The following is a 25,478-nucleotide window of genomic DNA, read 5'->3' as shown; positions in this document are numbered from 1 at the left end:
CGGGACGAGGGAATTTTCGCAAATCACGGCCACGCAGCCGCCCGTATCGGCAGTGCTCCACCGCCAACCCAGACCGATGCCCATTTGTGCTGCCGCTTGCCGGTTGACGACTATCGGTTCATCCTTGTGAATACCCCGGCCGTGACGAGCGTGGCGAGATCACGGGTCATGGCCCAAGGTCAAAGAGATAGAGCATGATGTCGTCCGAAAACCGCTTCACACTCTTCGGCATCATGCTCTGGTGAGGTGTCCATGAACTGCTCGGGCTGCGGTTTCGAGATCGAGGGCGGTTACGCCTTCTGTCCGAAGTGTGGCCGCCGCCAGCCCGTGCCATGCGCCAGTTGCGGCTACGCCTGCGCACCTGATTTCGAGTTCTGTCCTAAATGTGGGGCAAGCGTCGGTGCGTCCGCAAAAGCTGCCGAACGGCCTGCTCCGACACCAAGCCGCACCATTGCGCAGCCCTCTCGAGCTCCGTCGCCGAACATCGAAAGCGAAGAGGGGCCGCATTCCGTCTCCGACGCCGATCGACGAACGGTAACGGTGCTGTTCGCCGATCTCTGCGGCTTCACGACACTCAGCGAGCAGCTCGACCCCGAGGTCATGCAGGCGCTGCAGAACGAACTGTTCAAGGAATTGACGGCGGCCGTGCAAGGCTTTGGTGGTTTCGTCGACAAATTCATCGGCGACGCTCTGCTCGCCTTGTTCGGTGCGCCGGTCGCGCATGAGGACGATCCGGAACGTGCGCTTCGAGCCGCTCTCGACATGATCGCCCGGACGGCGCGGCTCGGTGAAAGCACCCGCCACTCCGGCTCGCCGCTGCTGCTCCACATAGGCATAAACACGGGTCCGGTCGTTACTGGCGGATTGGGCATCGGCACCGCCAAATCTTATTCGGTGACCGGCGACACGGTGAATACGGCGCAACGCCTGCAATCGCTGGCTGCACCGGGTGAGGTGCTGGTGGGCGAACTCACGCACAGGCTGACCCGGCATGCCTTCTCGTACGAGTCGCTGGGCGATGTCGTGTTTCGCGGCAAGGCTGGCAGTGTGCTCGTCCACCGACTGGATGCACCGCTTGCGGCGCCGCGTGCAGCGCGCGGGCTCGAGGCGCTCGGCCTCAGTGCGCCCATAATAGGTCGTGATGCGGAGCTCAACAGAATGCTGGCGAGCCTTGACTTGGCGTGCGGCGGCTCGGCCCAGCTTGTCCGCATCGTCGGCGAAGCCGGTATCGGGAAGTCGCGGTTGGTGAAGGAGTTCGTCGCCCGCGTCGGCGACGAGGATCGTTTTCGCAACGTCGCCGTGCGGCAGGCCACGTGCTCACCGCTGGGTGAACAATCATTTGGCGCCCTGGGTGCAGTGGTGCGCAGCGCTGCCGGGATGATGCAAAACGACAATGGGGACGAAATGCGGGGCAAGCTCGCAGCCTTGCTTGCCGATCTCGGCCTGCAGGGCGAGGAGGCGAAGCGGCTGATGCCTTTGCTCTACCATGTGCTTGGCCTCGGCGACCCCGATGCCACCTTGCAGCATGTCGAGCCCGAGCAGCTGCGGCGGCAAATTCTCTACGCGGTCCGCACAATCATGGAATGGCGGCTTGCGTTGTCGCCGCTGTTGATTGTCGTCGAAGACCTGCACTGGGCCGACTCCGTCTCGCTCGAGGCACTGCGTTTCGTGATGGACAGACTGGAACGCACGCGGCTGATGTTGCTGGTCACGAATCGTCCGGCGTCGGACAACGACCAACTCGACTCAAGTCGGGTCAGCCACACAGCGCTCAGGCTTTCGCCGCTCGACAGCGATGACGGACGCCGCCTGGTGGCGGCGCTTTTCGGCGAGAGCTGGGTAAACGCCGCAGGAGGGCTTCTCGACCAGATCCTCGAGCGCGCGGGCGGCAACCCGCTTTTCTTGGAGGAGATCGTTCGCGGCCTTATCGATCGCGGTGTATTGGTGCGCGATGGCCAGCAATGGCGGACCGTGGCAGGCGAAGTCGCAACCGGCATCCCCGCCACGATCCAGGCAATGTTGCTTGCTCGCGTCGACCGGCTGCCGCAAGAGGTGCGCCGGTTGGCCCAGGAAGCCGCGGTAATCGGCCCGCGCTTCGATGCCACGCTTCTGAAAGCCGTGGCAGCCGACCCCGGCCGACTGGAAGCGGGCTGCGAACTGCTTTGCGATGCGGAAATCATCGAGGAAGTTGCCGGATCAGGCTCGGTCTCGTCGCAAAGCTACCGCTTTACGCAAACATTGCTGCAGGACGTGATCTACCAGAATCTGCTCCTGCAACGCCGGACCGACATCCACCGCCGGGTAGGTGCCGCCCTGGAGCAACTGTGCGGCGACAAGCCGGAACGGTTCGAGGATCTGGCCGTGCTCGGTCATCATTTCGCTCAGAGCGCCGAGCGGGAGAGGGGCGCGCATTACCTGCAGGCGGCGGGAGATCGCGCTCGCATGATATACGCCAATGACGACGCCCTTCGTTTCTACGAGCGAGCACTGACTGCGTTGGGCGCGATCGGGCAAACACCGCTCAAACTGGCAATTGCAGAGCGCATTGCCGATTTGAGCGGCCCGGCAGGCCGCCGCGAGATTGCACACCGCCACTACGAGGCGGTGCTGCAGGCCTATCGCGAGTCAGCCGATCGTGTCGCGGCGGCGCGCGTTTTGCGCAAGATCGGTCGGCTGTTTTGGGACGTGGGCAAGCGGGACGACGCGGAATCGCGCTACGCTGAAGCGGCAGCGCTCCTCGATGGAGCGGATGCCCCGATCGAGCAGGCGCATCTCTGGCAAGAACGTGGCCGACAGGCGTTCCGCAGCGGAGATCACACTCTCGCGGCAAAATGGGCAGACGCGGCGCTGGATTGCGTACGCTCTCTGACAACGGAACATGTCTCCGATGATGCCACCCTCGTGACCGCCGAGGCACTTAATACCAAGGCTGTTGCGCTGGCTCGCCTTGGGCGAAACCATGAAGCCGTGCGTGAGGTTGAGCGCAGCATTGAATTGGCCGAAGCCGCCGGTCTGCTGGGCGCGGCCTGCCGCGGCTACACCAATCTCGGGGTGCTCTACACGACCATCGATCCGGCGAAGGCGATGGAGGTCTGTCGGCGCGGTCTTGAAGTGGCGCGCCGTATTGGCGATTTGGGTTTCCAGGCGCGCCTCCTCGCCAATCTGGCGGTAGCTTGTTGTACTTTCACGGATCGCTGTCCAACGGAGGGCGTGCCTGCTGCCGAGAAGGCCATCGAGATTGACCGGGCGCTCGACCAGCGCGAGCACCTGCCAGTGCCGTTGATCGTGCTTGGGCAGATCCACCAGTGCAACGGCCATCCGGAACTGGCGATCGGCTTGTTCCACGAAGCACTGGAGGTAGCCCGCGAAACGGGCGAGCCCCAACTTCTGTTTCCGTGCTATGATGGACTCGCAACGCTTAATCTCGACCTCGACAATCTGGCCGAGGCCGAACGCTACTTTTCCCTGGCGCAGGGTATATGCGCCCAGCACGGGCTCGACCCGGAAGCGCCGAACCTGATACTCGACGCCATTACCCAGGAAGGCAAGATTGCGCTTGACGACTTTCGCGGGCAAAAACCGGTGCTGGTCGGCCTGTTTCGAGGTCTGCATTGTGCGTTTTGCCGGCGCCACATCGCCGCTCAGGCGCGTCTCGATCCGGAGCTGCGCGAAAAGGGCGTGGAGAGCCTGACGGTGGTCAACACGCCGATCGAACGGGCGCGGCTCTATTTCCGCTACCATCCAATGCCGAACCTGCTTGCGGCGTCGGACCCGGAACGCGCTTCACATCGTGCTTTTGGACTGCCCAATCTCGAATTCACCGAGAACGAGACGAACTGGCCGTACAAGGTCGCGATGGCAGCGGCACAGGACATGCGGGTCGACATACCTGGCGAATTGCCCGGTCCCATGGATCCGATGACAGCCGCCGCAATCCTCGACAAGAAGGACCACTACGAACTGACCGAAGCCGACGAGCAGATGATGGCCACGGGACACGGACAACTGGTTGGTCAGTTCCTGCTGGACCGGCAGGGGATCGTCCGCTGGAGCTTCACGGAGGTCCCGGAGGGTGGGCGATACATGTTTGGCGCCCCAAACCCGAAGGAGCTGATGTCAGCCGTGTCGCAAGTCGCCCAATAATGAACTGACAAGTTCACCGTTTATCCGAGCACGGCCTCGACAGTGGCGACAAAGTCATCGAGCGAGCGGTCGCCGCGAATCTCGATGCGCGGAAGGTCGATGAGATCGCTATGGAGGTCCGCCGGCCCGTGCCTGCGGCCGAAGCCTACTCGATAGCCGCACTCCCTAGCCAGCCGGCCAAGCCGTCGGTCGGTGACGGAGAAGGGGGCCGCGAACGCCCTGGTTGGCCGGCCGGTCCAGCGTTCGATGAACAGACGAGAGCGCAGGAGCTCGGCGGCCAGGTCAGCGCTCGACAGACCATCTATGGCGCGATGCGTCGCCATGTGGCTGCCGAAGAAGGCGCCTTCGGCAGCGAGGCGTCGCACCGTCCCGGCGCCCATAAGCGGCGTCGGCGGACCGATGTCGGTGTCCCACTTTGCACTTTCGCCCACCAGGTCCGTCACCAGGAACACTTCCGCGGTCAGGTCGTTGGCGCGCAAGATCGGCCAGGCACGGTCGGCGAAGTTCTGGAAGCCGTCATCGAAGGTGATGAGCACCGGGCGGCCGACGAAAGGCTGACGGTTGGCGATGGATGCTTCCAGCTGCTCGGAGCCAATGGCGTGAAAGCCATTGGCGCGCAGCCATCCCATCTGGCTGGCGAATGCGGCGGGCGTGAGCCGAAAGCGAGCGAGCGCGGCCGGACCTTCATCGGCAACGCCGTGATACATTAGGACAGGGATATGCCGGCGCTGCTCGTTACGTGCGACGTCGCGGCGCAAGGCTCGCGCCCCACCCCAGACGATATTTCGCGCGACGCCGATTTCGATGGGCGCGCGGATCGGCACATGATCGATCACCGGGTCCGTCGCCACATCGCCCGGCGACAGGCGGCGGAAGCGGTCTATGCGGTAGAGCTCGGTCTGGATCGATTGCTCGAGGACGAGGCCTTCGGTCGCCGCCAGCGTCTCGGAGATCGCCTGGGCGCCGAATGTATTCCAGTCGAAGCCGGTCTTTTCGACATTGTCACGCAGCACGAATGCGTGTGCGCTGATGAAGCTGCCGCCAGGCGCCAACGCCTCGGCGAATTTCCTGGCGATGCGCCGTAGCTCGGCGAGATCATCGAGGTAGTAGAGCACTTCCGAACAGACGATCAGATCCATCTCACCCGGCAGCGTGTCGGCAGCGAAATCGAGTACGCCGAACTCGACATTCGGCTGATCGTTGCATCGGGCGCGGGCTCGCCCGACGGCTATGGCGGAAATGTCGGTTGCGGTCAAATGGCCGACGCGAGGCGCCAGCTGCCGCGTGAAGTGGCCCTCCGCGCAGGCCAACTCGAGCGCCCGCCCGATGGGACCGGGAGGCAGGATTTCGAGCTGGCGCTCGTATTTTTCCTGCTCATAGGACGAACCGTAGTTCCACGGATCCTCGGTCGCGAAATAGCTGTTCCAGAACGCCGTGCGATCCTTGTCGTGCTTGTCCGCGACCCGTGCGCGGCGCGGCGCAACAGGCTCTGACGGTTCAGCGCTCGACCGAACCAGGTCATGCGCCTGTGCGGCCAATTGCGCGAGTTTGCCGAAGTGGCTGTCCTGATCGGGCTCGCTTCCCGCCATGGCAAACGATGCCTCGGCTGCAGGCGTGTTTGACGTGGTCGCGCCGGCGCCCTTTTGCGGTGCAGGCGATCCTCCCGCAAGCCGCTCAGCAGGCACTACATCCAGGATCAATTCAATCCAATGATCGCTTGTCACCGTCCCGAGTGCACCGAACTGCACGACAGCCTCGATCCGGCCATCCAGCATCAGATGGGCATAGATCTGATCGATGCCTTCCGGCAGTTCGGTCGCGGTCGGGTTGCGAGCGTCGACGCGAATTCCGAGCGTTCGCGCCAGCCTGCGCGGCGTGGCAAGATCGTCGGATTCGAGAAGCATTTGCTCAAGCTGGTACTGGACGCGGCGAGCCGCTGCGGGATTGTCCCAGATCTTGCCGAGTTCGATGATCAACGCGGTGGTTGCGCTGCCGAACCTCGCCCATCCGGCAGCCAATTGCGCCGGCACCGACAGGCTTCCTGCCATGAGGCCATCGAAGATCACCTTGGCAATCTCATGCGCCCACTTGCGTCCCGCCGGGAGCGCGCGCAGGGGCCGCGGGTCGATCAAGCGCGAGCCTGAGCCGCATTCGGACGCGGCGTTCCGCAACGCCAGCCAAGCAAGCGCTTCGGATGCGGTGCCGCCTTTCGCCGAAATTGAACCCGAGGGATTGTGCGCCACGCCGTCTTACCTGCGCCTGGTTCTGAGGGAGAACAAGTGTCCCGCAACGCGCTTACATCGCCGGTCTGGAAAAAGCAAAAGGCGCCCCGAAAGGCGCCTCTTCATCGCTTGATTCCCCTAGAGGAAACTGGAGCGGGTGAAGCGATTCGAACGCTCGACCCCAACCTTGGCAAGCCACAAATTACGCCGTTCAAGTGGTTCATAGCAGTGCGCTGGATTTCGCGCAAATGCGCGCCGGAAGGCGAATCGCTGGTCGTTGAATCTTTAGCACTGACGAACCCCGATGGACTCTGGTGAATTTCAGTGCACGCTAGAGACAGTAACCGCGCGGTGACCTCATAAGAATTGCCGAGCAGCAGGCGCGGATAGCGAAGAGGCTTGCTGAGACAATGAATAGCCTGAAATTTGATACCATCGCCCGTGTTGAGGAAATCGTCACGGACGTGCTTGCCATGGATCTCTTGCACAGCTCTCAGGCCTTCTTCTCGAAAGTGCTAGCGGTCGCAGGTGAACCACCAGACCTGAAACCAGTTTCCATACGTCGCTCGGTCGCGGACACCTCCCTTGGTGAGACAGACATTGAGGTTGTCGCCAGCGGACCGAATGGCAGTTGCGCTATCCTGATCGAGAACAAAGTCCGAGCGCCATTGATGGACCGCCAGTTCGCTAGATACCGCATGCGGGGGGAGGCAGGCGTCCGAGCAGGTAAATGGGGGCGCTTCAAGGTTATCCTGATGTCACCTCGAAGCTATTTTGAGGCTCTCGACGCGGAGCATTCTTTGCACATCGACGCAAATCTATCCTACGAGGAGGTGGTAGCATTCCTCAACGGGTTTCCCGAGTTCACATTCAAACGACACGTTTTTGAAAGCGCGATCACGGATTTCCGGAAGGGATACGTGAAGTCGGCCGACGTGGCCATGATGAACTTTTACAAGAACTACTGGTCGATGGCCTCCTCGGAGTTTCCCCAACTTCGAATGCCGAAGCCGGACATCGTGGGTAAGGACGGAAGCTGGATCTATTTCCCCGGCTTGTATTCGGGAAACAGCGTTCGATTGATTCACAAATTCAAGGGTATCGGCTGCGAGCTTGCGATCGCAACTCGGAACGCCGAAGCGCTCGGGGAGGCCCTGCTTCCTTACCTGGAACCTGACATGGTCGTTCGACCCACAAAATCCATGGCATTCGTCAACGTCAGGACGCCCGTGATCAACCACACACTCGATTTCGAGCAAATCAGGCCGGAGGTCGTTCACAGCCTCCGGACACTCGAGCGCCTACGGAAATTCGCATTGAACGAGGATGTCCGTCGATGCCTGGTGGTGGTTCTTTGACCGCTAGCCGAGACTTGGGCGTCTCCTACCAGCTTGGCGAAGGTCAGTAATCGTTCGGTCAGCTTGTCTTCAGTCGCACCATGACAACCTTCTGTTCACCGACACGCTCCACGTCGAGAATGCCAGAAGCGACCGCTAGATCGCTTAATCGCGCATAGCCGTAGTTTCTAGCGTCGAAATCTGGAGACTGTTTTGACAGATGAGCGCCCACGCGAGCGAGGTTTGCACGACCTTCGTCGTCTGCCGATGCCTTGACTGCATTTTGAAGCATGCCGAGAGCGACTTCGTCCAGCCTGCCACTCGCCGCCCCACCCGGCGCTGACCGACCTTGTTCCGGTTTGACGGGTATGGTGGGAGCATTCGCTGGCTTTCCTACGACCTTCTCTGGGGTGATTGGGGTTGCCTGCGGCTCTGGTGCCGCGCCGCCGAGCACATCGAAGTATATGAACTTGTCGCAAGCCGTAATAAACGGTCGCGGCGTCTTACGTTCACCGAATCCGTAAACGGTTATACCCTGTTCGCGGATGCGTGATGCGAGCCTTGCGAAATCGCTGTCGCTCGAGACGATGCAGAAGCCGGAAAACCGCTCGGTGTAGAGCAGGTCCATTGCGTCGATGATCATCGCACCGTCGGTCGCATTCTTGCCTGTCGTGTAGGCGAACTGCTGTACGGGTTGAATGGAATGCTCGAGCAGGCACTCCTTCCAGCCGTTGAGGTTTGGCTTCGTCCAATCACCGTAGATCCGCCTGACGCTAGCCGTGCCGTAGTTGGCGATCTCCGCGAGGAGCCCCGAGATGATCTTTGGGGACGCGTTGTCGCCGTCAATTAAAAGCGCAAGTGGATCGCTGTTCATCTCGCAAATCTCCCCCTTCCTGTCACCAGGATAACATTGATTTTCGGCCGCTTTTCGAGAACCTCCCTTCAAAACGCGCTTGCTGCTTGAACGATGTGCTCATCAGGCTTTCGATCGAATTGACGAATACTACTCGCCAAAACAGCGGCTTTCGGGTCAGGGACGCTGTAGACGGGAAACTCACTTGTGAGTTTCGCAAGATGGCGACTCCAGGTGGAGACCTGTCGTTCGAAGTTTCCCGTGCTGACCTCGGCCGGGAATATCAATAGCCGCGGCATCGGATCGACGACAGGAAGTTCGGCTCCCGAGGCTATCCTGGAAACAAGGTTGCCGAGCGGCGGCAGAGATGTTGCTCCAGGAAGGTGCGTTGCCATCTCGTGGAAGGTCTTCAGAAGCTTGCACGTCTCTACATAGGCTGCGCAAGCCGCGTCACGGTAGGGGGCTCGATTGAGATACTTGTTATAAACCTGTAGCTGCCGGATGACCTCCGGAGTGCTCCTGCTTCGCAGTCTTTTGTCGCCCAGGGTCTTTGCCTCCCAGAAAACGATGTTGATGAGGCCCCGTGGACCATCCTCCAAAGCTATCATGTCCATACGTGGAGCGTATTTGCCGGTCCGTTCCGGTGTACTGGCATCGACTGCCTGCTCTGGCCACCAAGGGATCCCCATCTCCAGATCTATAACATCTTCATTCGCCGCAACGATGCATTCCACACCCGACTTTTCATAGCCCGAATACGTATTTGCGCGCTTGATCCATGCCGTCATGGTTTGGATCCCTTGGTAAGGGGCTTCCCGCTCGGCTGTCGACTTGTAGCGAACGGTTTGGTCAGACAGGGACATGTAAGTTTGGCCGGACACATCGTCGAAAACGTACTTGTGGTGCACCTCCAACTTGGGATGTCCTCGCCTGTCCAGCGACACTCGCGCGAGTGACTGACCGCAATGATAGAAGTTGAGGTATTCATCGCGGAGAGCCAGCCGTAGCTGTCGCTGTCCCTTCAGCGGCGATCCGGACGGCGCCCAGGATCGCAGGAGGTCCTGCCACCAATTTCCTTCCGGCCGCTTTGTCAAAGCCCATAAGGCATTGATCTTCTTTTCACTCATACCACGCATAAGCACGCTCGGACCTTTTTCCAATCAGACCTCCTGCCAAACCTAGGCTCAGTAAGTGCGACGTTTCGGAACAACACGATCGTGTCCCGCGGCGTGGTGTAGCTGGCGGCATTAGTCGCCGTGCTCTCCGGCATGAGCCGGGCTGATCAGCGCGCCACGGCTGGCAGGCTTATCAGGGGATCATCGCTCATCTGGCTGATCGTTTCCAGAGTCATATATCTGGCCCGCTGCACTGCCCATTCATCGTTCTGTTCGAGCAGGATTGCGCCGACTAGGCGCACGATCGCATCGTCGTTCGGGAAGATTCCGACGACCTCGGTGCGCCGCTTGATCTCGCCGTTGAGACGTTCGATCGGATTCGTCGAGTGGAGCTTGGCGCGATGTTCCTTGGGGAAGGTCATGTAGGCCAGCACGTCGGGCTCGGCGTCGTCCATGATTGTCGCCAGCTTCGGCACCTTCGGCCGGATCTGGTCGGCGACGGCGCGCCATTGTACGGACGCGGCCTCGGGCGTTTCCTGGGCGAAAGCGGTGGCGATGAAGGCTGAGACGACCCTGCGGCCGCTCTTGCCGGCATGGGCCAGCACGTTCCTCATGAAGTGGACGCGGCACCTCTGCCATGTCGCGCACAGCACCTTGGTGACGGCCGCCTTGAGGCCTTCGTGAGCATCGGAGACGACGAGCTTGACGCCGCGCAGGCCGCGACGTGTGAGCTTGCGCAGGAACTCTGTCCAGATCGGCTCGGCCTCCGAGGTGCCAATCTCCATGCCCAGTACCTCGCGCCGGCCGTCCGCGTTGACGCCGACGGCGATGATAACGGCGACCGAGACGATCCGCCCACCGCGGCGGACCTTCAGGTAAGTGGCGTCGATCCATAGGTATGGCCAATCGCCCTCGATCGGCCGATCGAGGAAGGCCTTCACATTCCCGTCGATCTCCTCGCACAGCCGCGAGACCTGGCTCTTGGATATGCCGCTCATACCCATGGCCTTGACCAGGTTGTCAACCGACCGGGTCGAGATGCCTTGCACATAAGCTTCCTGGATGACGGCGGTTAGCGCCTTCTCGGCCATGCGGCGCGGTTCGAGGAAACCTGGAAAGTAGCTTCCCTTCCTGAGCTTCGGGATGCGCAGCTCGACCGTGCCGGCCCGCGTCTCCCAGTCCCGGTCGCGGTAGCCATTGCGCTGGGCGAGCCGCAGCGGGTTCTTCTCGCCATAGCTGGCGCCGGTGGCCGCGCCCACTTTCCATCAGTCGCTCGGCGGCAAAGCCGATCATCTCCCGCAGCAGATCGGCATCCGGGGTCTTCTCCACGAGCGTGCGCAGGTTCATCATGTCGTCGGTCATCGGTGGTCCTTCCGAAATGGGTGGCGTCAACAACCAAACCCTACCGGAAAGCGCCGATGACCACCCACACGCCGCTCGCTCGCTACGAGCGCTACTAACGGCGCGCTCGTGAGCGGCTTCGCTACCGCCGAGCTACACCACCTGATGGGGCACGACCAACAACACCTATTCTTGCCATGACAAACACGAGGAGCCAAGCAGCTTCCTCCTGGTGCCCAGTGTTGAAATGTGATGTCCGGAATCTCTAATTCAGGCTATGCTTATATTGACTGAGTGTCAGGGTGAGGTCTGCTGGATGATCGACGGAGACGTATTTGATTTTGTCGAACGCTGCAGGAAGCACTCGGCGACGGGGCCCCTTCTGAACGATCTTCTTGAAACGGTAAGGAATCTCGGCTTCGAGCATCTAATCATGAGCGGCGTTCCGCTCGGGGGTCAGAAGCTCGCGCCGATGGTGGAATTGAACGGCTGGCCAGCAGGCTGGTTCGAACGCTATGTCGAGGCCGAGCATGCAGCTGTTGACGGTGTTTGCATCTACTCAGCCAAAACTCTTAGGCCGTTCCTTTGGGCTGATGTCCCGGCAAAATGGTCGGGTACCGAAGGCTCCCGACGCGTTGCGAGAGAAGCGACGGAGTTTGGTATTTGCAGCGGCTTCGCCGTGCCGATGCTCAGCGTCCACCACTGGCAGTCAGTCCTATCATTCGCCTCCTCTGCGAAGTCCTGCAAGCTGTCTCCTCGCCAGCAGGTGCAGTTGGTCACCATGGCGGTATACGCCGGGATGTCGATTCAGGCGTTGTCAAATGAGGATGACGGTGACGAAGGTCCGCTGACTGATCGGGAAAGGGAGGTTCTTTTGTGGGCCGCAGCCGGCAAGACGTCCTCGGAAACCTCCCAAATTCTCGGTCTGACCGAACGTACTGTCAAATGGCACTCGACGCGAGCGCGCGAGGCCTTCGGCGTCGCCACGACGACGCAGGCCGTCGTCGAGGCGGTGCGCAGGCGCTTGATCCATCCTTAGGTGTCAACTGTCCGATCGGACAGGTGACGTCCATTAGGACGACTGCAACTATCCCCCGAAGAACGATAGGGGGATCGCGCTATGATTACGGCCCATGTCGTCAATGCGCAGAACAAACATCTCTACGAAACTGAGTTCGACGAGTTTTTGCGTCGGCGGCACGACTTCTTCGTGCACCAAAAACGCTGGCGCCCTTCCAGCCCGGACGGCCGCGAACTAGACCAGTTCGATACTGAGGCCGCGACCTACCTGCTCGGCATCGAAGAAGATCGGGTCGTGACCTCTGCTCGATTGATCCCAACGACCGAGCCGCACATGGTGTCGGAGGTCTTTCCTCACATGTGCGAGAAATCAGGAGTCCCGCGACGCCCAGACTGGGCCGAATGGACGCGCACATTTGTTGTTCCTGACAAACGCTCCGGGCTGCGTGGCACGTTGACGCAGCTGTGCTGCGCGGTGATGGAATACGCACTCGAGGAGGGCCTCGCCGCGGTGGGCGGCATCCAGGAAACCTACTTCATGCCCCATCACGGCGCGCTGAAATGGCTGGCCGAGCCGATGGGTATGGCCAGGGAACAAGACGGCGAGTGGTACATCGTCGCGTACATCGAGGTGAATGAGGCGGCACTTGCGAGTGTCCGCAAGATACTCCGCATCAACCACTCGCTGCTCGTCCGGCGCGGAGCCCAGCCTCCATTTCTCCGTTGGCCTCAGAAGCGTTTGAAAGTCGCCTGATGAGCTTCATGGGCGCGATCGCGTAAAAATCTTTCGCACCTACAACGAAGGCCCACTACAAGCTCAAGCTGGTTTAAATGTCGAGGCGGCAAGTATCTTTCAGGAAGTTGTCCAACCAGTGCGCTGCGCCATTCGATGTCAAGAGTTTTTATTGCGCAGAATGATCAACGCCAAAAGAGATACAACACAACTAAGACGAAATTGTACGCAATCTTAAGATCGTAAGGGGGGCGTTCCTGTGGCTTCAAAGCTTACGCTTTTGTTTGTACTAGGTCTAGCTGTAGCGTTGGCAGGGTGCGATCCAGTGGAAAAGGTGGTCAACGACAGATTCCCCCCCGTTTCGCCGGAGCAGCATCGAACTGAAGCCATATCTACGGCTATGTCGGCGCTAGCTGGTATGAAGGACCCGAATATAGCCGTCGGCCTGAGTATATCAGACGCTGCCAAAATCATTAATTCGAGCGAACTTAAGAGTAGATTCGGAATTGTGAACGTTACCCTTCGGGGAGATCAGCAAATATTATTTGCCGACGTATCTCTCGACAAGCAATTCTCAGATGTTGATTTTCCGGCATTAGATAATGATACACGTACAACGTTAAATAGTTGGAGGCCTCATTTCAAAGGTACGATAACATTTGGGCTCGGCGTCACCAGTGCTAGTGCGCAGAGCGAGAATGGAAATCTAAATCTGAGTTTCCACCTGCTGCCCCTGTTCAAGAATATTCATGTCGACAAAATTGATTTAGCCGAAAAAATTGATCTTACTGCCGCAGCGGACATGTTAATACCGCTTTTAAACGATTATGCTGACAACATTTCCGGCGAACTGAGCCGGGCCGACTTTGCCAAAGTGTCGTTTCCAGCCATTCCCATTGATCGGATGGATCCCTCCCGGTCAATATCTCTCGACGGTCCTGAGGAGGCGGCAGCAAAAATCACGATCTCCGGGAATCCGATCTCGTCACCGGTTTATATAAGGTCAGTTGTTTGGTTGATCGATGCAGATAGCTTTGCTGCAATAGCGGAACTTGCGGCCGTTGGGTCAGAACCTGTCGCTGCCGCAGATGGTGCGGCCGGCGCCGTTGATTTCTCCCGTCTCGACGTCGAATTTACGCAAAGGCTGTCAGCTGGTTTGTCCCTTCCGGAGGCGATAAAGGGCGAATGGATAGCAGTCTCCAAATCGCTCGTGGCGGACGTAGTCAACGCGGTAGTTACCCAGGCAGATCTTTGCATTGGAGCGTCGGCTTCGATCCCCGATCAGTCGTTTAGCAATAAGATAGAAATTCCCGACGAAACGTCGATCGATTGTACTCCTAAGATGGACTGTACGCCTACGAAGGACTGCACACCAACGGCTGACTGCACCCAAACACAAGATTGTTCACAGACAAGAGATTGTAGTCAGCCACACGACGAACGGAACTGCCATGCTTGCCTCCTTAGGGCGCCCAGAGTGTGCTTTTTCGGAAGTTGCTCTGGCGGCCAATGCATCAAGGAAGGGAACGATCCATTTTGTGAGGCTCAGAAGGCGGCTCAGAACGATGCCTACGCTGGATCAAGGCTTAAGTGCGAGGCTGAAAAAGCCGCAGCTAGAGGTGAATGCGAAGCCGCCAAATCAGGCAGGAAGTTTGATTGTGAAAAGAACAAAGCCGCTTCAAAGGTGCAATGCGAAGGACAGAAGGAGGCTGCCCGGCTAGCCTGTGAGGCTGAAAAGACCGGCAAAAAAGCTCTGTGCGAGACTGCTAAAGAAGGACTGAAACGCATATCGCGACTGGGAAACGTAGCCAATGTAGACGGCAAAGTAGGTGGATCGGGGACACTTAGCGTCTGCATAAAGAAACTATCGCTGTCACACTCGCTCGACAACCTAAGCGCTTCTCTGTCGGTGAGTGGTCAGGCTTCGGCAGATTTCGGTATTAAGTACGTGCCGCTCGACATAGCGGGATATTTGGTCTGCCAAGTTCCTTGGACTGAGAACAAGCACCTTGACGTACGTCTTCCAACTCAGGAGTTGGGACTGAGTTCGCAAATCTCATTAGACATGACAACCACCCCGCCAAAACTGAAGGCCGTTTTTAAAACGTCGGCATTGGCCGTTAAGATGCGGCCCGGGCCAAGGGACTTAATTCTGCAGAGCTACAACATGAGGCTATCCTGTCTGCCAGTGAATGGCCTCCTTGACCCTGTTGTTGTAGAGGCGTCGAGGGCTATCCCGGAACTTAACGGCGATTTTGAATTGGCGGGTCAGGAGCGCGCCTTCGAACTCGTGCTGACCCCAACCACCTTTGAGATAGAAGGAACGTCGATGTCTGCGACGACCAGCTACCAGGCTACCGAAAAGGCTTTGGTTGTCGGCGGCGCTTTGTCTCCGACCAGCCCCTAGCTGCAATGAGGTCGCGCGTGGGTGAAGATTTTAGCCGAATGTTTTCCTGGCGGCGATGGGCCCTAGCATTGTCGACTTCAGCGTTACTTTTTGGGTTCCCGTGCCGCGCGCTTGCGGCGGACTATGAGACGGTGTGGGTCGAACCTGGGGCAGCTGTGGATGTATATTGGAGCATCAACCTTTCGGGAAAGGTGCACCTGGCAGCGGACATCGATGGGGAACCAGCTTGTCTGGACTATTGGTGGATCGTCTGGCCGTTTACCCAGATTAAGCAACTGGGTCATTTCTGTGGCCGGGTAAGTTTTGACCTCCCTGGGCTGGGGGACTTCGCCATAGGAGGGAAGCTCCGAGCGGGCGGTGCAACAACCCGCACTAGGCTACGTGGAACATCCGACGAAACGGTGGCTCACCGTTTTCCGGACATTAGGTTCTAGATCGAAAAAACCGGTTCTTAGAGGACCTGAGATGAAGCCCCTCGCGAAGCTGTGGACTTGGACCGGTCACTCATTTATCCCCATCGCGGTAGGTTGGGCGGTTTATGTTCGTGGCGGCCTAAATGGAGAGACGGCGTCTCTTGGTGTGCTTGTCTCCCGAGGTTATTGGGGGCTTCTTTTAACGCTCGGCGCGGCAAATATTCTGGCATGGACGTTCGCGCTATATATGCGCGCGGCCAAACGAATAGGGATGCGCCTCGTGGTGCCCCCGAATACTACGTTCGAGAGCAGTGACTCTAGGAGCCGCCTGATTTCTTGGGGCACAGCTGTCGTTTATGCGGCTACGATCATGGCGGCGCTGGTCATCTTCGGTGTCAGATATTCTGAAAGTCGCATCTATGTTTGGAACGACATGAGCCCGCTCAATGTGGGGTTCATGAGTAGCAGGCTCACGGCTCATAGCCGTGCGTGCAGCCACCAACCCTGCTTCGCTGTGGGGCCAAGATTTAACGACGCCGGTAAGCCGCTTTCGGGCGTCAATGAGTACGTGCAATATTTTACTGATGGTTTGTTGCTTGTGTCGGCGGCCGCACTGCTACTGGGCCTCGGCTATATGGTTATCATTGGAATGGAGGTCGGCCGAGATCGAGTAAGCCCGAGGTCCGACGACCTCCCTATGACGTGATCTGAGACCCGCGGAATAATTCCACGAACAGCGCGTCCATTAATCGATTATCAGGTGTTGCTGGAGGAAACTATGGCCAAACGTGCGTTTATCGCCATCATAGCAGTCACATTACTCGCGATCCTTTCTACAGCGGGATCCGCGCAGGGGCTGCTGACGGCCGCAGGGGTAATCGAGGGCCTGAACCAAGCGCTCGACGGAATGCGCAGCGCCCTCAACGAGGCGACCAACGACGCCAAGAGCGTCGGGAACTCGTACCAAGCAAACGCCCAGAACGTCATCAGCGACATAAATAAGGCGTTCACCGACAACTTGAACCTCGCTGCTGACAAGATGTCGGAGCAGCAAAGACAGCTCGTGGGAAACGGCGAGCGACTCATCTCACTTACTCAGGAAGCCACTGAAGAGCTCACCAAGAAGAACTTCGAGAGAGCCAGATCGCTTATGATTGAGGGTGATATCGTAGCCTACAATACGAGCTATTCGCTACCGTGTCGCACGACGAAGCCGCGGGTAATGCTCGTCGATCCGGTCGCCATCCAGGCCGATCAGGAAGCGCCGATCATTCACGTCCGCGGTAACTTCCTGCTTCAGGGGAAGGAGTTTTCAGTAAAAATCGGCAAAGAGGAGGCGCAAATCCTTCAGCGCAGCGATACCGAAATCGACTTTGCCGTCCCTCCCACGGTGCTGCAGGATGCGAAGGCCAAGCAGGTTGCCGTCAGTGCATCCATAGTCGGGCTTAAGACCATCACAAGGAAGATCAGGTTCATTCTTGGCTGCTCCGAGAGGTTCAGCAATCTGGACGTTACTCCAACCGTGCAGTTCCTAATCGATCCACCCATCACCTATCACTTAAAGGGTACCCTCACGACGAGCCATTTCGTTCCCAGCGTCATTGCCGATCTGAAGGGGCATTTCGAAAGCACGGGGAATAATCACTGCGATGATTCCTATTCCGCCGACCAGAATCTCTGCCTTGTGCAGAAAAGCGGCACGATCGATCATGTCGAACTTTCTAACCAGTCGGCGAACTGTGGAAGCGGAATCGGACCAGTTAATCCATCCGGAGACCATTGCGTCTTTGTCGGCGGCCACGTCCAGGGCTGTGGGGCCAATAGAGGCCCATTCCACACGTGGCTCGGCTGTAAGGGGCGGGGGTGGGTGAAATACGATTATCAACTCTATCGAAAGGAGTTAGTCCAGGAGGAAGCTGACCACGTCGACATCGAAAAGGAGGGTGTAACTGGCGAGACGCTTTTCTCCTTTCCGTTCCCATCCGCCTCGGGCGACAAGCAGTATACCTTTACCGTCGTGGTCCAGAAGCTGAGAGGCGATAAGGTGCTGGAGCAAGGAACATTGTCGCAAGCCAATGCTACCCACGGCACATGGCGGGCAGACGTCAAGGACGGGCAGTTTTCCTTAACGCTTCAATAGGAGACATCGCATGGGCGCGGGGCCGCAAATGATGCTTGCGATAGCTTTCTGCCTCTTAACGCTCGGCAATCGAGCGATCGCCGATGACCGAGACTACACAAACCCCTATCCGCAGCAGAAAGAAGTTATTGACCGGTGGCTAGCCGATTCGGTGATGGGAAAAGTTTGTGGAAGTTGGTTGGCGAGGAGGTCGTCAAAATCCCGCCACGACCGTCACAGGAACTGCATCCGCAGAATAGCCAAGCGAGCGCCAAGGAAATCGCAGCTTCTATGAAATTGGCGCGCGATCCAAACGACCACCACCCCGGTCGCTATATTCGGATTGGTCAAGGAGGAATAGCGATGGCGTTCTCGTGGCCGCGAGCAAACTCCAGAAGGTATGGACCTTCTCGAACTGATGCCCGACGAGTACAGAGCTAAATGGGGGGTTGAAGTCGGACTACCCCATGGTGGACCTATCGAGACGGTTCCGTCGTGGAAATACACTCAAGACCAACTCGGTGACGTTTGCGGGAAATACGCGGCAACATCCTATTCTCGGCGTCCGATCTCATACGTTTCATGGGTTGCGCCCATGCGACGGCGCTCGACCTTGCACGGCTGCGCGGTAAAGGGCCCCAGCCGCGAGAGGACAGCCAGGATGCGGCGCTATCACAAAAGCTTGGCGATGCTCATGAGGTTGCGCATCTGGCGCAGCTGAAGGGGACAGGGCGTGAGGTCGTGGAAATCGAGCGAGGCGATCTGGCAGCAAATGCAGAGGTCACCCGAGCTGTCCTAGCATCGGGCGCTGAGGTGGTCTTTCAGGGCGCGTTTCTCTCGGGCAACTGGGGGGGCTGGTCTGATTTTCTGGAACGGCTGACTCTACCCTCGACGCTAGGCCCGTTCAGTTATGAGGTGGCCGACACCAAGCTCAGGCGCCGCCCTCACCCCAAACATGTGCTGCAGCTTGTGCTCTATTCTGACCTGCTGACGGATATTCAGAGCGTGGCGCCCGAATATGCCCATGTTGAGTTAGGCGACGGCAGCCGCGCAACGCTGCGGCTAGCGGATTATGCAGCCTATGCGCGGATGGCGCGGGCTCGGCTTGAGGCTTTCACGGCTGACCCGCACCCGACGCGGCCCATTCCTTGCGCCGATTGTGGGTTTTGCCGCTGGTCCGACCATTGCGATGGTGTCTGGCAGGCTGAGGATAGTTTGTTCAACGTCGCGAATATTGCGCGCGGGCAAGTGAAGAAGCTCGAAGCCGCAGGTATCGCCACGATGGCCGAGCTTGCTGCGCGGGAAGGGCTGGTGCATGGCATGGCGGCGGGCACGCTGGAGAAGCTGCGCGCGCAGGCGCGGCTGCAGCATGCTCGCAAAATTGGAGCGCCGGCCTATGAGTTACGCTCGCCGCAAGAGGGAAAGGGGTTTCATCTTCTACCCGAACCCCAGCCGGGCGATCTGTTCTATGATATCGAGGGCGACCCGCACTACGAGGGGGGCCTTGAATATTTGCACGGGATCTGGTGCGACGGGCAGTTTCGCGCCTTCTGGGCGCACACCCACCACGCCGAGGCGCAGGCGCTTTCCGACCTTTTCGACTTCTTCCGCGCGCGGCTAACGAGTTATCCGAAAGCCCGCATCTATCACTACGCCCCATACGAAATCACCGCACTACGCCGTCTGACCGCGAAATACGGCATCGGCGAGGGTTTCCTCGACCGGCTGTTGCGCGAGCGACGCTTCGTCGATCTTTATGCCGTGGTGCGCGGCGGGTTGATCGCATCCGAGCCCAACTATTCAATCAAGTCGCTCGAGGTATTTTATGGCCTCAAGCGCGAGGGCGAGGTGAAGACGGCGGGCGGCTCAGTGGTGGCATATGAGCAATGGCGCGAGACAGGCGACCCGCAGATCCTGAGCGAGATCGAGGACTACAACCGTATCGACTGCCAGTCGACCGAGATGCTCCGCGAATGGCTAGCGTCGATCCGCCCCAAAGATCCGTGGCCGCAGATCGGCCGCGACCAGAGCGAGAAGGAAGCGGAGGAGGATGCCGAGGCGCGAGCTTTGCGAGCGCGGCTCGCAGCCTCGAACCTGCCCGAGGACCGCAAGGAAATGCTTTTCAACCTTGGCCTCTTCCACAAACGCGAGGCCAAGCCTGCCTGGTGGGCAATCTTTGATAGCCTCGGGAGTGAAGACGACGAATTGATTGACGATCTCGACGCGCTCGGTGGCTTGGTGGCCATTGGGCCCGCCGAGCCGATCAAACGGTCGGTCGCGCGCACTTATCGGTTCCCGCCGCAGGAGACGAAACTGCGAGGCGGGAGGAAGGCCACGGTCCCTACGCCCGAGGGTTTTGCTTCGGTCAACATCGAGGCATTCGACCGTACAAAGCGGATTCTCACGCTAAAGATAGGCGCGGCCAAGGGGGAGCTGTTGGGCGACCGGTTGACGTTGCACCCCGATAAGCCGATCGGCACCGAGGTCATCGCCGCAGCGTTGGGGAACGTAATCGACGATCAATGTGGTTCGCGGGTTTACCGGGCGATTGATGACCTGCTTTCGCGCGCGTCTCCACGCTTGACGGGTGGCGGCGGCGATATCCTGAATGGTGCCGATCCGGGCACGGGCACTATCGCTGCCGTCCAGCTTATGGAGAATACCGTCCTCCCCATCCAAGGACCGCCCGGCACCGGCAAGACCCATGTTACTGCCCGCGCGATCTTGTCACTGGCGGGCGCAGGCTATCGCGTGGGCGTCGCTTCAAACAGCCACGAAGCCGTCCGCAACGTGCTGCTCGGGTGCCTCTCGGCGCTTGAAGACGTGGACGTGCCGATTGCGCTCGACTTTGTTCACAAGGTCTCGGAGGATGAAAACGGATATCCCGAAGATTGCCCCGTGCGCCGCACGACCGACAATGCCGAAGCCGCCGAGGGCGGCCATGTCGTAGGCGGCACTGCCTTCTTCTTCGCGCGCGATGAGAACATCCAGGCTTTTGATTGGCTCTTTGTTGATGAGGCCGGTCAGGTAGGACTCGCCAACATGGTCGCTATGGGTCGGGCTGCGCGCAACCTCGTGTTAGTGGGTGACCCGCGCCAGCTGCCTCAGGTGATCCAGGGTGCGCATCCCGCGCCTGCTAACCTTTCATGCCTCGACTGGATGTTAGGTGAACACGCGACCGTGCGGGCCGACCTGGGAATCTTCCTGCCCGTCACGCGGCGCATGCATCCCGCGGTCTGCCGCTTCATCTCGGATCAGGTTTATGACGGGCGGCTGATTAGCCACCCCGACACAGCCCGTCAGCGGGTGATCGGCACTGCCTTCCCCGAGGCTGGGGCATTTTGGGTGCCGGTCGAACATCAGGGCAACGCGCAGGCCTCGCCGGAAGAGGTCGCAGCGATCCGCGTCGCGTGCGACGAGTTGCTGACCGGCCGGTGGACCGACAAGACCAGCAACACCCGTCCGATTTCGCAGGACGACATAATCGTGGTCGCCCCCTACAACGTGCAAGTCAACGCACTCAGAGAGGCGCTGCCAGAGGGAATTCGCGTCGGCACCGTGGATAAGTTCCAAGGGCAGGAGGCGCCGGTCTGCATCGTTTCGATGACCGCATCTTCGGTCGAGGAAACCTCCCGCGGGATGGATTTCCTCTTCTCGCTCAACCGCATCAACGTAGCGGTGTCACGCGCCAAGGGGCTTGCGCTCGTCTTCGGTTCGCCCCGCCTGCGCGAGGCGAAATGCAACACGGTCGAACACATGCGGCTGGTGAATACGCTTTGCGCACTTCAAGACGTCTGAACTCAGGAGGATCTGGTTGACTACTGACAGCGGCAACAATTGGCTCCAAATTCGAAAGGAGTTGGCGCTCGCGTTTGGCAAAAGCGTGCCTTCCGGATTCCTGGTCCGAGAAGGATCGACAGCCATGCGCAATGGCTCGCCGCTTGTGAAGAGAGACCGGGCGGAACGCGACCGGCTTGTTGGCACAGGAGTGCTAGTGCCCGATGAAAACCCGGCGTTGTTCCGCTTCGCCGTCGATCACACCTTCAGCAGCCAGAGTGTAGCGGCAGGAATTGTCATCGACGGCAATAGCAATGGAAGCCACTGGCAGACTGCCTCCAGGTCGACCAGGGGAGAAGGTGCAGTCCCAGACATACTGGATCGGATGGCCGTCGAAGCGGCAATGGATGCATTCGACAGATATCGCCAGAACGGAGAGCACTCCGAAATCTTTGGGCATTTCGGCGAGCCGCGCGATTATTGGGTGCGCTCAACGCGAGCACGCCCTAACAGGGTCTATCCTACGAAGCCCATAGTCGCGTTCGCGGGTGACAGAACCAAACTTAGTGGCGGCTGGGGAAACGCAGACGACGCTGCCGCCCTGCTGCACAATTCTGGATTTATTGTGGTCGACAAGGACGACCAGCCCGTAACCCCATCAGAGCAGTATGGTCACGTGATCCGCGGGGCAGACCGTATTCGGCTCGTGGCGCTGAACTACTACATGGAACCGGCCCGTGAGAGTGCGGCGCATGAAGTCTCGATCCGTGCCGGAACTTTGGCAGCGGATATAGGCCTGCTGAATGCTCATCCGGCTATCTGCAGTGCTCTTGGTGGTGAGAAGTTGCGGCAACTGGCCGGAGTTGGTGTGGCTACACATACCCAACCGAACCCGAGCAGCACCACGGTCTTCACATATCAACTCACCCCTGCGGAAGAAGGCCCAGAAACCATGAACTCCGAGCCATCGGTTGAAATGCCCTCCGCGACCAACCTAATCCTTTATGGTCCTCCTGGGACCGGCAAGACCTACGCAACGGCTGTGGAAGCGGTCCGACTTTGCCACGGCGATGAGGCGGTGGCTGCGCTGGAGCATGATCGCGATGCGCTGATGACCGAGTATCGCCATCTTGTAGCTGACGAACAGATCGCGTTCGTAACCTTCCATCAGTCATTCTCCTACGAAGAGTTCGTTGAGGGGCTGCGGCCCGTCACCGAAGGAGGGGACGCTGGTGATGAAAAAGCAGGAGCAGGGGGTCCAAGCGGGTTCAGGCTCAGACCTCAGCCTGGCGTATTCAAAAGGATCAGCGAGAAAGCCCGCTTAGACTCAGGGAACACCCCGACGATACGGCTCGACAGGTCTAAAGCAGTCTACAAAATCGCCTTAGGTCGCCGGCGGACCGAAGAAGACCAAATTCGAGAAGGGCTCGACAAATCACTGATCCATATCGGATGGGGAGGCGATATTGATTGGTCGGCTGAACGCTTCGACGATTTCGAAGAAATTAGGAAAGAATGGAAGGCCAAGAAGGATCCGGACGCCGGAGGCAAAGATCCGAACATCGAAATAACTTATGCTTTTAGGTCAGGTCTCCAGGTCGGGGACTATGTAGTCATCTCTGACGGCAGAGACAGCTTCCGTGCTCTCGGCCAGGTCACAGGGGAATATGAGTTCGACGCTGGTGCCACGTTCCACCCGCATAGGCGAAGAGTGCAGTGGATCTGGCGCGATGATAGCGGCACAGATCGTGCGAGCTTCTACGCCAAGAATTTCAGGCGCCAATCGGCATATCGACTGGATCCAGATCTCATTGATTGGGACGCGTTGGAAACCACAGTCATAGGTCTGGACGCCGGGCGCCCCGTTGCCGGCGCAAGGCCTCATGTCTTGATCATTGACGAGATCAACCGGGCGAATATCTCAAAGGTCTTCGGCGAGCTGATCACTCTACTCGAGGTAGACAAGCGTCTCGGCTGTCAGAACGAAATTAAGGTCCGGCTTCCCTATTCCGGGGCAAGCTTTGGCGTGCCGTCTAACCTACACATCATCGGTACGATGAATACCGCAGATCGTTCGATCGCGCTGCTCGACACGGCACTGCGCCGCCGCTTCACTTTTCGCGAGCTAATGCCAGACATATCGGTGCTGCGGAATACCATGGCTACGAGAGCGCTCAACGCAGAGAACCTCGACGGCATTAATCTGTGCAAACTTCTGAGCACGATCAACGAGCGGATCGAATACCTATTCGATCGCGAACATCAGATTGGTCACGCCTATTTCACAGAATGCGGCAGCCGGGCGGATGTGGACGACGTAATGCGTCACAAGATCATCCCGCTTCTGACCGAGTATTTCTATGAGGATTGGTCGAAGGTCGCCGCGGTGCTGGGCGACGGAGGCGGGACGGCCAACACCAACTTCCTCGAAGCGAAGAGACTATCGCCTCCCGCCGGCCTTGCGGACGATGAACTCGGCGGGGAGAAGCTGCGCTGGAGCGTCAAAGCAAAATTCAACTTCGCCGAGTTTGAAGCCTGATGCCGGCCTATACGGTCCGTGAATGGGACAGCCTTTCACATGGAGACGGAACCGGCCAGATACCGGAGTCCTTCGCGGATCGGCTGGCCGCCATTGCGCGGGTTTCTGCATTTGCTGGCAGAGAGGGCGGTGGTGTGGTCGAACGCCGTCGCCACTCGCTGCGCGCCAGGGGTGTTGTCGGCATTCTGGCCGCCAAAGACTGCAGTCTGGAGATACTGCCCAAAATTGACGTGGTGCCCGGCGAGAACATCAGCCGCCAAAACGCCGAGACTCGGAAGCGGCTAGTCCATATGTTGGCCGTCGCCCTTGAACTGAAGATCGATCTAGGGGCGATAACGGATATTGAGTGGCAGCGCGAGACGCTTCTCGAAATCTTGATTCGGATTTTTTGCGACAAACTTACCGAAGCGGTTCGCAAGGGTATGCCGCGCCGCTACACAGAGCAGGATGATGACCTGCCCATGCTGAGGGGTCGACTGAACATCACGCGGCAGTTCACCCGCCACGCAATCAATCCCTCACGCCTCGCTTGTCGGTTCGATACTCTATCCGAAGATATTGCGCTGAACCGCATCATGAAGGCGACAATCCGGCATCTGTTTCACATCTCGAAAAGTCCGGCCAATCAGCAGCGTCTACGCGAACTAGCATTCGTCTATTCAGAAATAGCCGATCTTCCCCCTGCGGCCCTCCGATGGGACGAGGTTGTTATCGACCGCACCAACCGCCAGTGGCGGGAGCTGTTTGATATGGCAAAGCTTCTGCTATCAAATCGCTACCAGACGACCACTGGAGGCCCTGGTGAGGGCACAGCCCTTCTCTTTGAAATGAACGCGCTATTCGAAGAATATGTCGGCCGCATGATTTCGCGCGCTTTGGTTGGGACCGACCTGAGCGTATCTTTACAGGGAGGGCGTCTCTTTTGTCTAAGCGCGGAAGAGACTGGACGTGGTCTGTTTCAGACGAAACCAGATATAATCATCCGACGAGCAGGGGCCGTTGTCCATCTGATTGATACTAAATGGAAGCGGATCCTATCTCGGATTGACCATCCAAAGCAGGGAGTTTCGCAAAGCGACGTATACCAGATGATGGCCTACGCGCAGCTCTACCGCGCGCCTAGACTGACGCTGCTGTACCCACATCACCCTGGGCTAGGAGATGAAGAAGCAGTGCACGCGCGGCACAAAATCACCGGGCACGAAACCATTTTGGAAACCGCAAGCATCGACGTTGCAAATGGCGAGCGGATGCTCGACCGATTGCGGCAGTTTCTCATGGTGGGCAAACCTCCTGAGCCCTATTGCTCAGTAGAAATCCCGCCTCTGCCAACGCAAGATCAAGACTGATTTGAGAAACTTTCCGCTACCAATATGTTAGAGAGGGGGCCTCGGAACTTCCTGGAGAGGATCGGATCTGCCGAATATGGAATTGCTCCTTGCAACAAATCTGCATGGCT

General features: G+C 58.9%; 14 protein-coding genes and 2 pseudogenes. 12 read left to right on the top strand and 4 right to left on the bottom strand.

All coding sequences use genetic code 11. The features are described 5' to 3' along the window. Positions 1-252 precede the first annotated feature (252 nt). Positions 253-3,504 (top strand): annotated as a pseudogene (locus tag NKJ58_RS31470) (adenylate/guanylate cyclase domain-containing protein); the annotation flags it as partial. Further along, positions 3,478-4,143, top strand: a complete 666-nt coding sequence (locus NKJ58_RS02240; RefSeq protein ID WP_502902263.1) for a redoxin domain-containing protein — start codon at positions 3,478-3,480, stop codon at positions 4,141-4,143. The pseudogene NKJ58_RS31470 and the gene NKJ58_RS02240, both read left to right, overlap by 27 nt. A gap of 20 nt (positions 4,144-4,163) precedes the next feature. Here NKJ58_RS02240 and NKJ58_RS02235 read toward each other — a convergent pair whose 3' ends face one another. Beyond that, the gene (locus NKJ58_RS02235) at positions 4,164-6,386 is read right to left on the bottom strand and encodes an SAM-dependent methyltransferase (protein WP_352519406.1); all 2,223 of its coding nucleotides are present in this window, start codon (positions 6,384-6,386) and stop codon (positions 4,164-4,166) included. Positions 6,387-6,422: 36 nt separating this feature from the next. On the opposite strand from NKJ58_RS02235, the gene NKJ58_RS02230 reads away from it, so the two are divergent. Next, positions 6,423-6,683 (top strand): hypothetical protein, encoded by a 261-nt coding sequence (locus NKJ58_RS02230; protein ID WP_352538737.1) that lies wholly within the window; start codon positions 6,423-6,425, stop codon positions 6,681-6,683. Between the two features lie 92 nt (positions 6,684-6,775). Next, positions 6,776-7,723 carry a hypothetical protein gene (locus tag NKJ58_RS02225; protein ID WP_352538736.1) on the top strand — a complete coding sequence of 316 codons (948 nt, stop codon included), beginning with the start codon at positions 6,776-6,778 and terminating at the stop codon, positions 7,721-7,723. Positions 7,724-7,781: 58 nt separating this feature from the next. Here NKJ58_RS02225 and NKJ58_RS02220 read toward each other — a convergent pair whose 3' ends face one another. The 3 genes and pseudogenes from NKJ58_RS02220 to NKJ58_RS02210 form a co-directional block, all read right to left on the bottom strand. Next, complete coding sequence (locus NKJ58_RS02220) at positions 7,782-8,576, bottom strand: NYN domain-containing protein (protein ID WP_352538735.1); 795 nt, start codon at positions 8,574-8,576, stop codon at positions 7,782-7,784. Between the two features lie 68 nt (positions 8,577-8,644). Further along, positions 8,645-9,715 (bottom strand): hypothetical protein, encoded by a 1,071-nt coding sequence (locus NKJ58_RS02215; protein WP_352538734.1) that lies wholly within the window; start codon positions 9,713-9,715, stop codon positions 8,645-8,647. 122 nt (positions 9,716-9,837) lie between these two features. Beyond that, positions 9,838-11,032 (bottom strand): annotated as a pseudogene (locus NKJ58_RS02210) (IS256 family transposase). 295 nt (positions 11,033-11,327) lie between these two features. On the opposite strand from NKJ58_RS02210, the gene NKJ58_RS02205 reads away from it, so the two are divergent. The 8 genes from NKJ58_RS02205 (at position 11,328) to NKJ58_RS02170 (ending at position 25,368) form a co-directional block, all read left to right on the top strand. Next, positions 11,328-12,050: a LuxR family transcriptional regulator gene (locus tag NKJ58_RS02205; protein WP_352538733.1), complete on the top strand. Its 723-nt coding sequence runs from the start codon at positions 11,328-11,330 to the stop codon at positions 12,048-12,050. Positions 12,051-12,131: 81 nt separating this feature from the next. Then, positions 12,132-12,785 (top strand): acyl-homoserine-lactone synthase, encoded by a 654-nt coding sequence (locus NKJ58_RS02200; RefSeq protein ID WP_352538732.1) that lies wholly within the window; start codon positions 12,132-12,134, stop codon positions 12,783-12,785. 304 nt (positions 12,786-13,089) lie between these two features. Further along, positions 13,090-15,171, top strand: coding sequence for a hypothetical protein (locus NKJ58_RS02195; protein WP_352538731.1), 2,082 nt, complete (start codon positions 13,090-13,092; stop codon positions 15,169-15,171). A gap of 465 nt (positions 15,172-15,636) precedes the next feature. Next, positions 15,637-16,290, top strand: coding sequence for a hypothetical protein (locus tag NKJ58_RS02190; RefSeq protein WP_352538730.1), 654 nt, complete (start codon positions 15,637-15,639; stop codon positions 16,288-16,290). A 72-nt stretch (positions 16,291-16,362) separates the two neighbouring features. Beyond that, complete coding sequence (locus tag NKJ58_RS02185; protein WP_352538729.1) at positions 16,363-17,724, top strand: hypothetical protein; 1,362 nt, start codon at positions 16,363-16,365, stop codon at positions 17,722-17,724. Positions 17,725-18,231: 507 nt separating this feature from the next. Beyond that, complete coding sequence (locus NKJ58_RS02180) at positions 18,232-21,501, top strand: TM0106 family RecB-like putative nuclease (protein ID WP_352538728.1); 3,270 nt, start codon at positions 18,232-18,234, stop codon at positions 21,499-21,501. A 16-nt stretch (positions 21,502-21,517) separates the two neighbouring features. Beyond that, the gene (locus NKJ58_RS02175; protein ID WP_352852749.1) at positions 21,518-24,019 is read left to right on the top strand and encodes a DUF4357 domain-containing protein; all 2,502 of its coding nucleotides are present in this window, start codon (positions 21,518-21,520) and stop codon (positions 24,017-24,019) included. Further along, the gene (locus tag NKJ58_RS02170; protein ID WP_352852748.1) at positions 24,019-25,368 is read left to right on the top strand and encodes an McrC family protein; all 1,350 of its coding nucleotides are present in this window, start codon (positions 24,019-24,021) and stop codon (positions 25,366-25,368) included. The genes NKJ58_RS02175 and NKJ58_RS02170 overlap by 1 nt, the downstream gene beginning before the upstream one ends. Positions 25,369-25,478: the final 110 nt, after the last annotated feature.

The sequence above is a fragment of the Mesorhizobium sp. M0139 genome, from assembly GCF_040322455.1.
GTDB lineage: Bacteria > Pseudomonadota > Alphaproteobacteria > Rhizobiales > Rhizobiaceae > Mesorhizobium.
The sequence above is the reverse complement of the archived record's forward strand: the minus strand, read 5'-3'. Positions and strand labels throughout refer to the sequence as shown.

What these genes read in the sequence shown, in the direction of transcription:
- NKJ58_RS02225 (WP_352538736.1), top strand. Translation starts at nt 6,776, where the DNA reads ATGAATAGCCTGAAATTTGATACCATCGCCCGTGTTGAGGAAATCGTC.
- NKJ58_RS02220 (WP_352538735.1), bottom strand. Translation starts at nt 8,576, where the DNA reads ATGAACAGCGATCCACTTGCGCTTTTAATTGACGGCGACAACGCGTCC.
- NKJ58_RS02170 (WP_352852748.1), top strand. Translation starts at nt 24,019, where the DNA reads ATGCCGGCCTATACGGTCCGTGAATGGGACAGCCTTTCACATGGAGAC.
- NKJ58_RS02190 (WP_352538730.1), top strand. Translation starts at nt 15,637, where the DNA reads ATGAAGCCCCTCGCGAAGCTGTGGACTTGGACCGGTCACTCATTTATC.
- NKJ58_RS02185 (WP_352538729.1), top strand. Translation starts at nt 16,363, where the DNA reads ATGGCCAAACGTGCGTTTATCGCCATCATAGCAGTCACATTACTCGCG.
- NKJ58_RS02200 (WP_352538732.1), top strand. Translation starts at nt 12,132, where the DNA reads ATGATTACGGCCCATGTCGTCAATGCGCAGAACAAACATCTCTACGAA.
- NKJ58_RS02205 (WP_352538733.1), top strand. Translation starts at nt 11,328, where the DNA reads ATGATCGACGGAGACGTATTTGATTTTGTCGAACGCTGCAGGAAGCAC.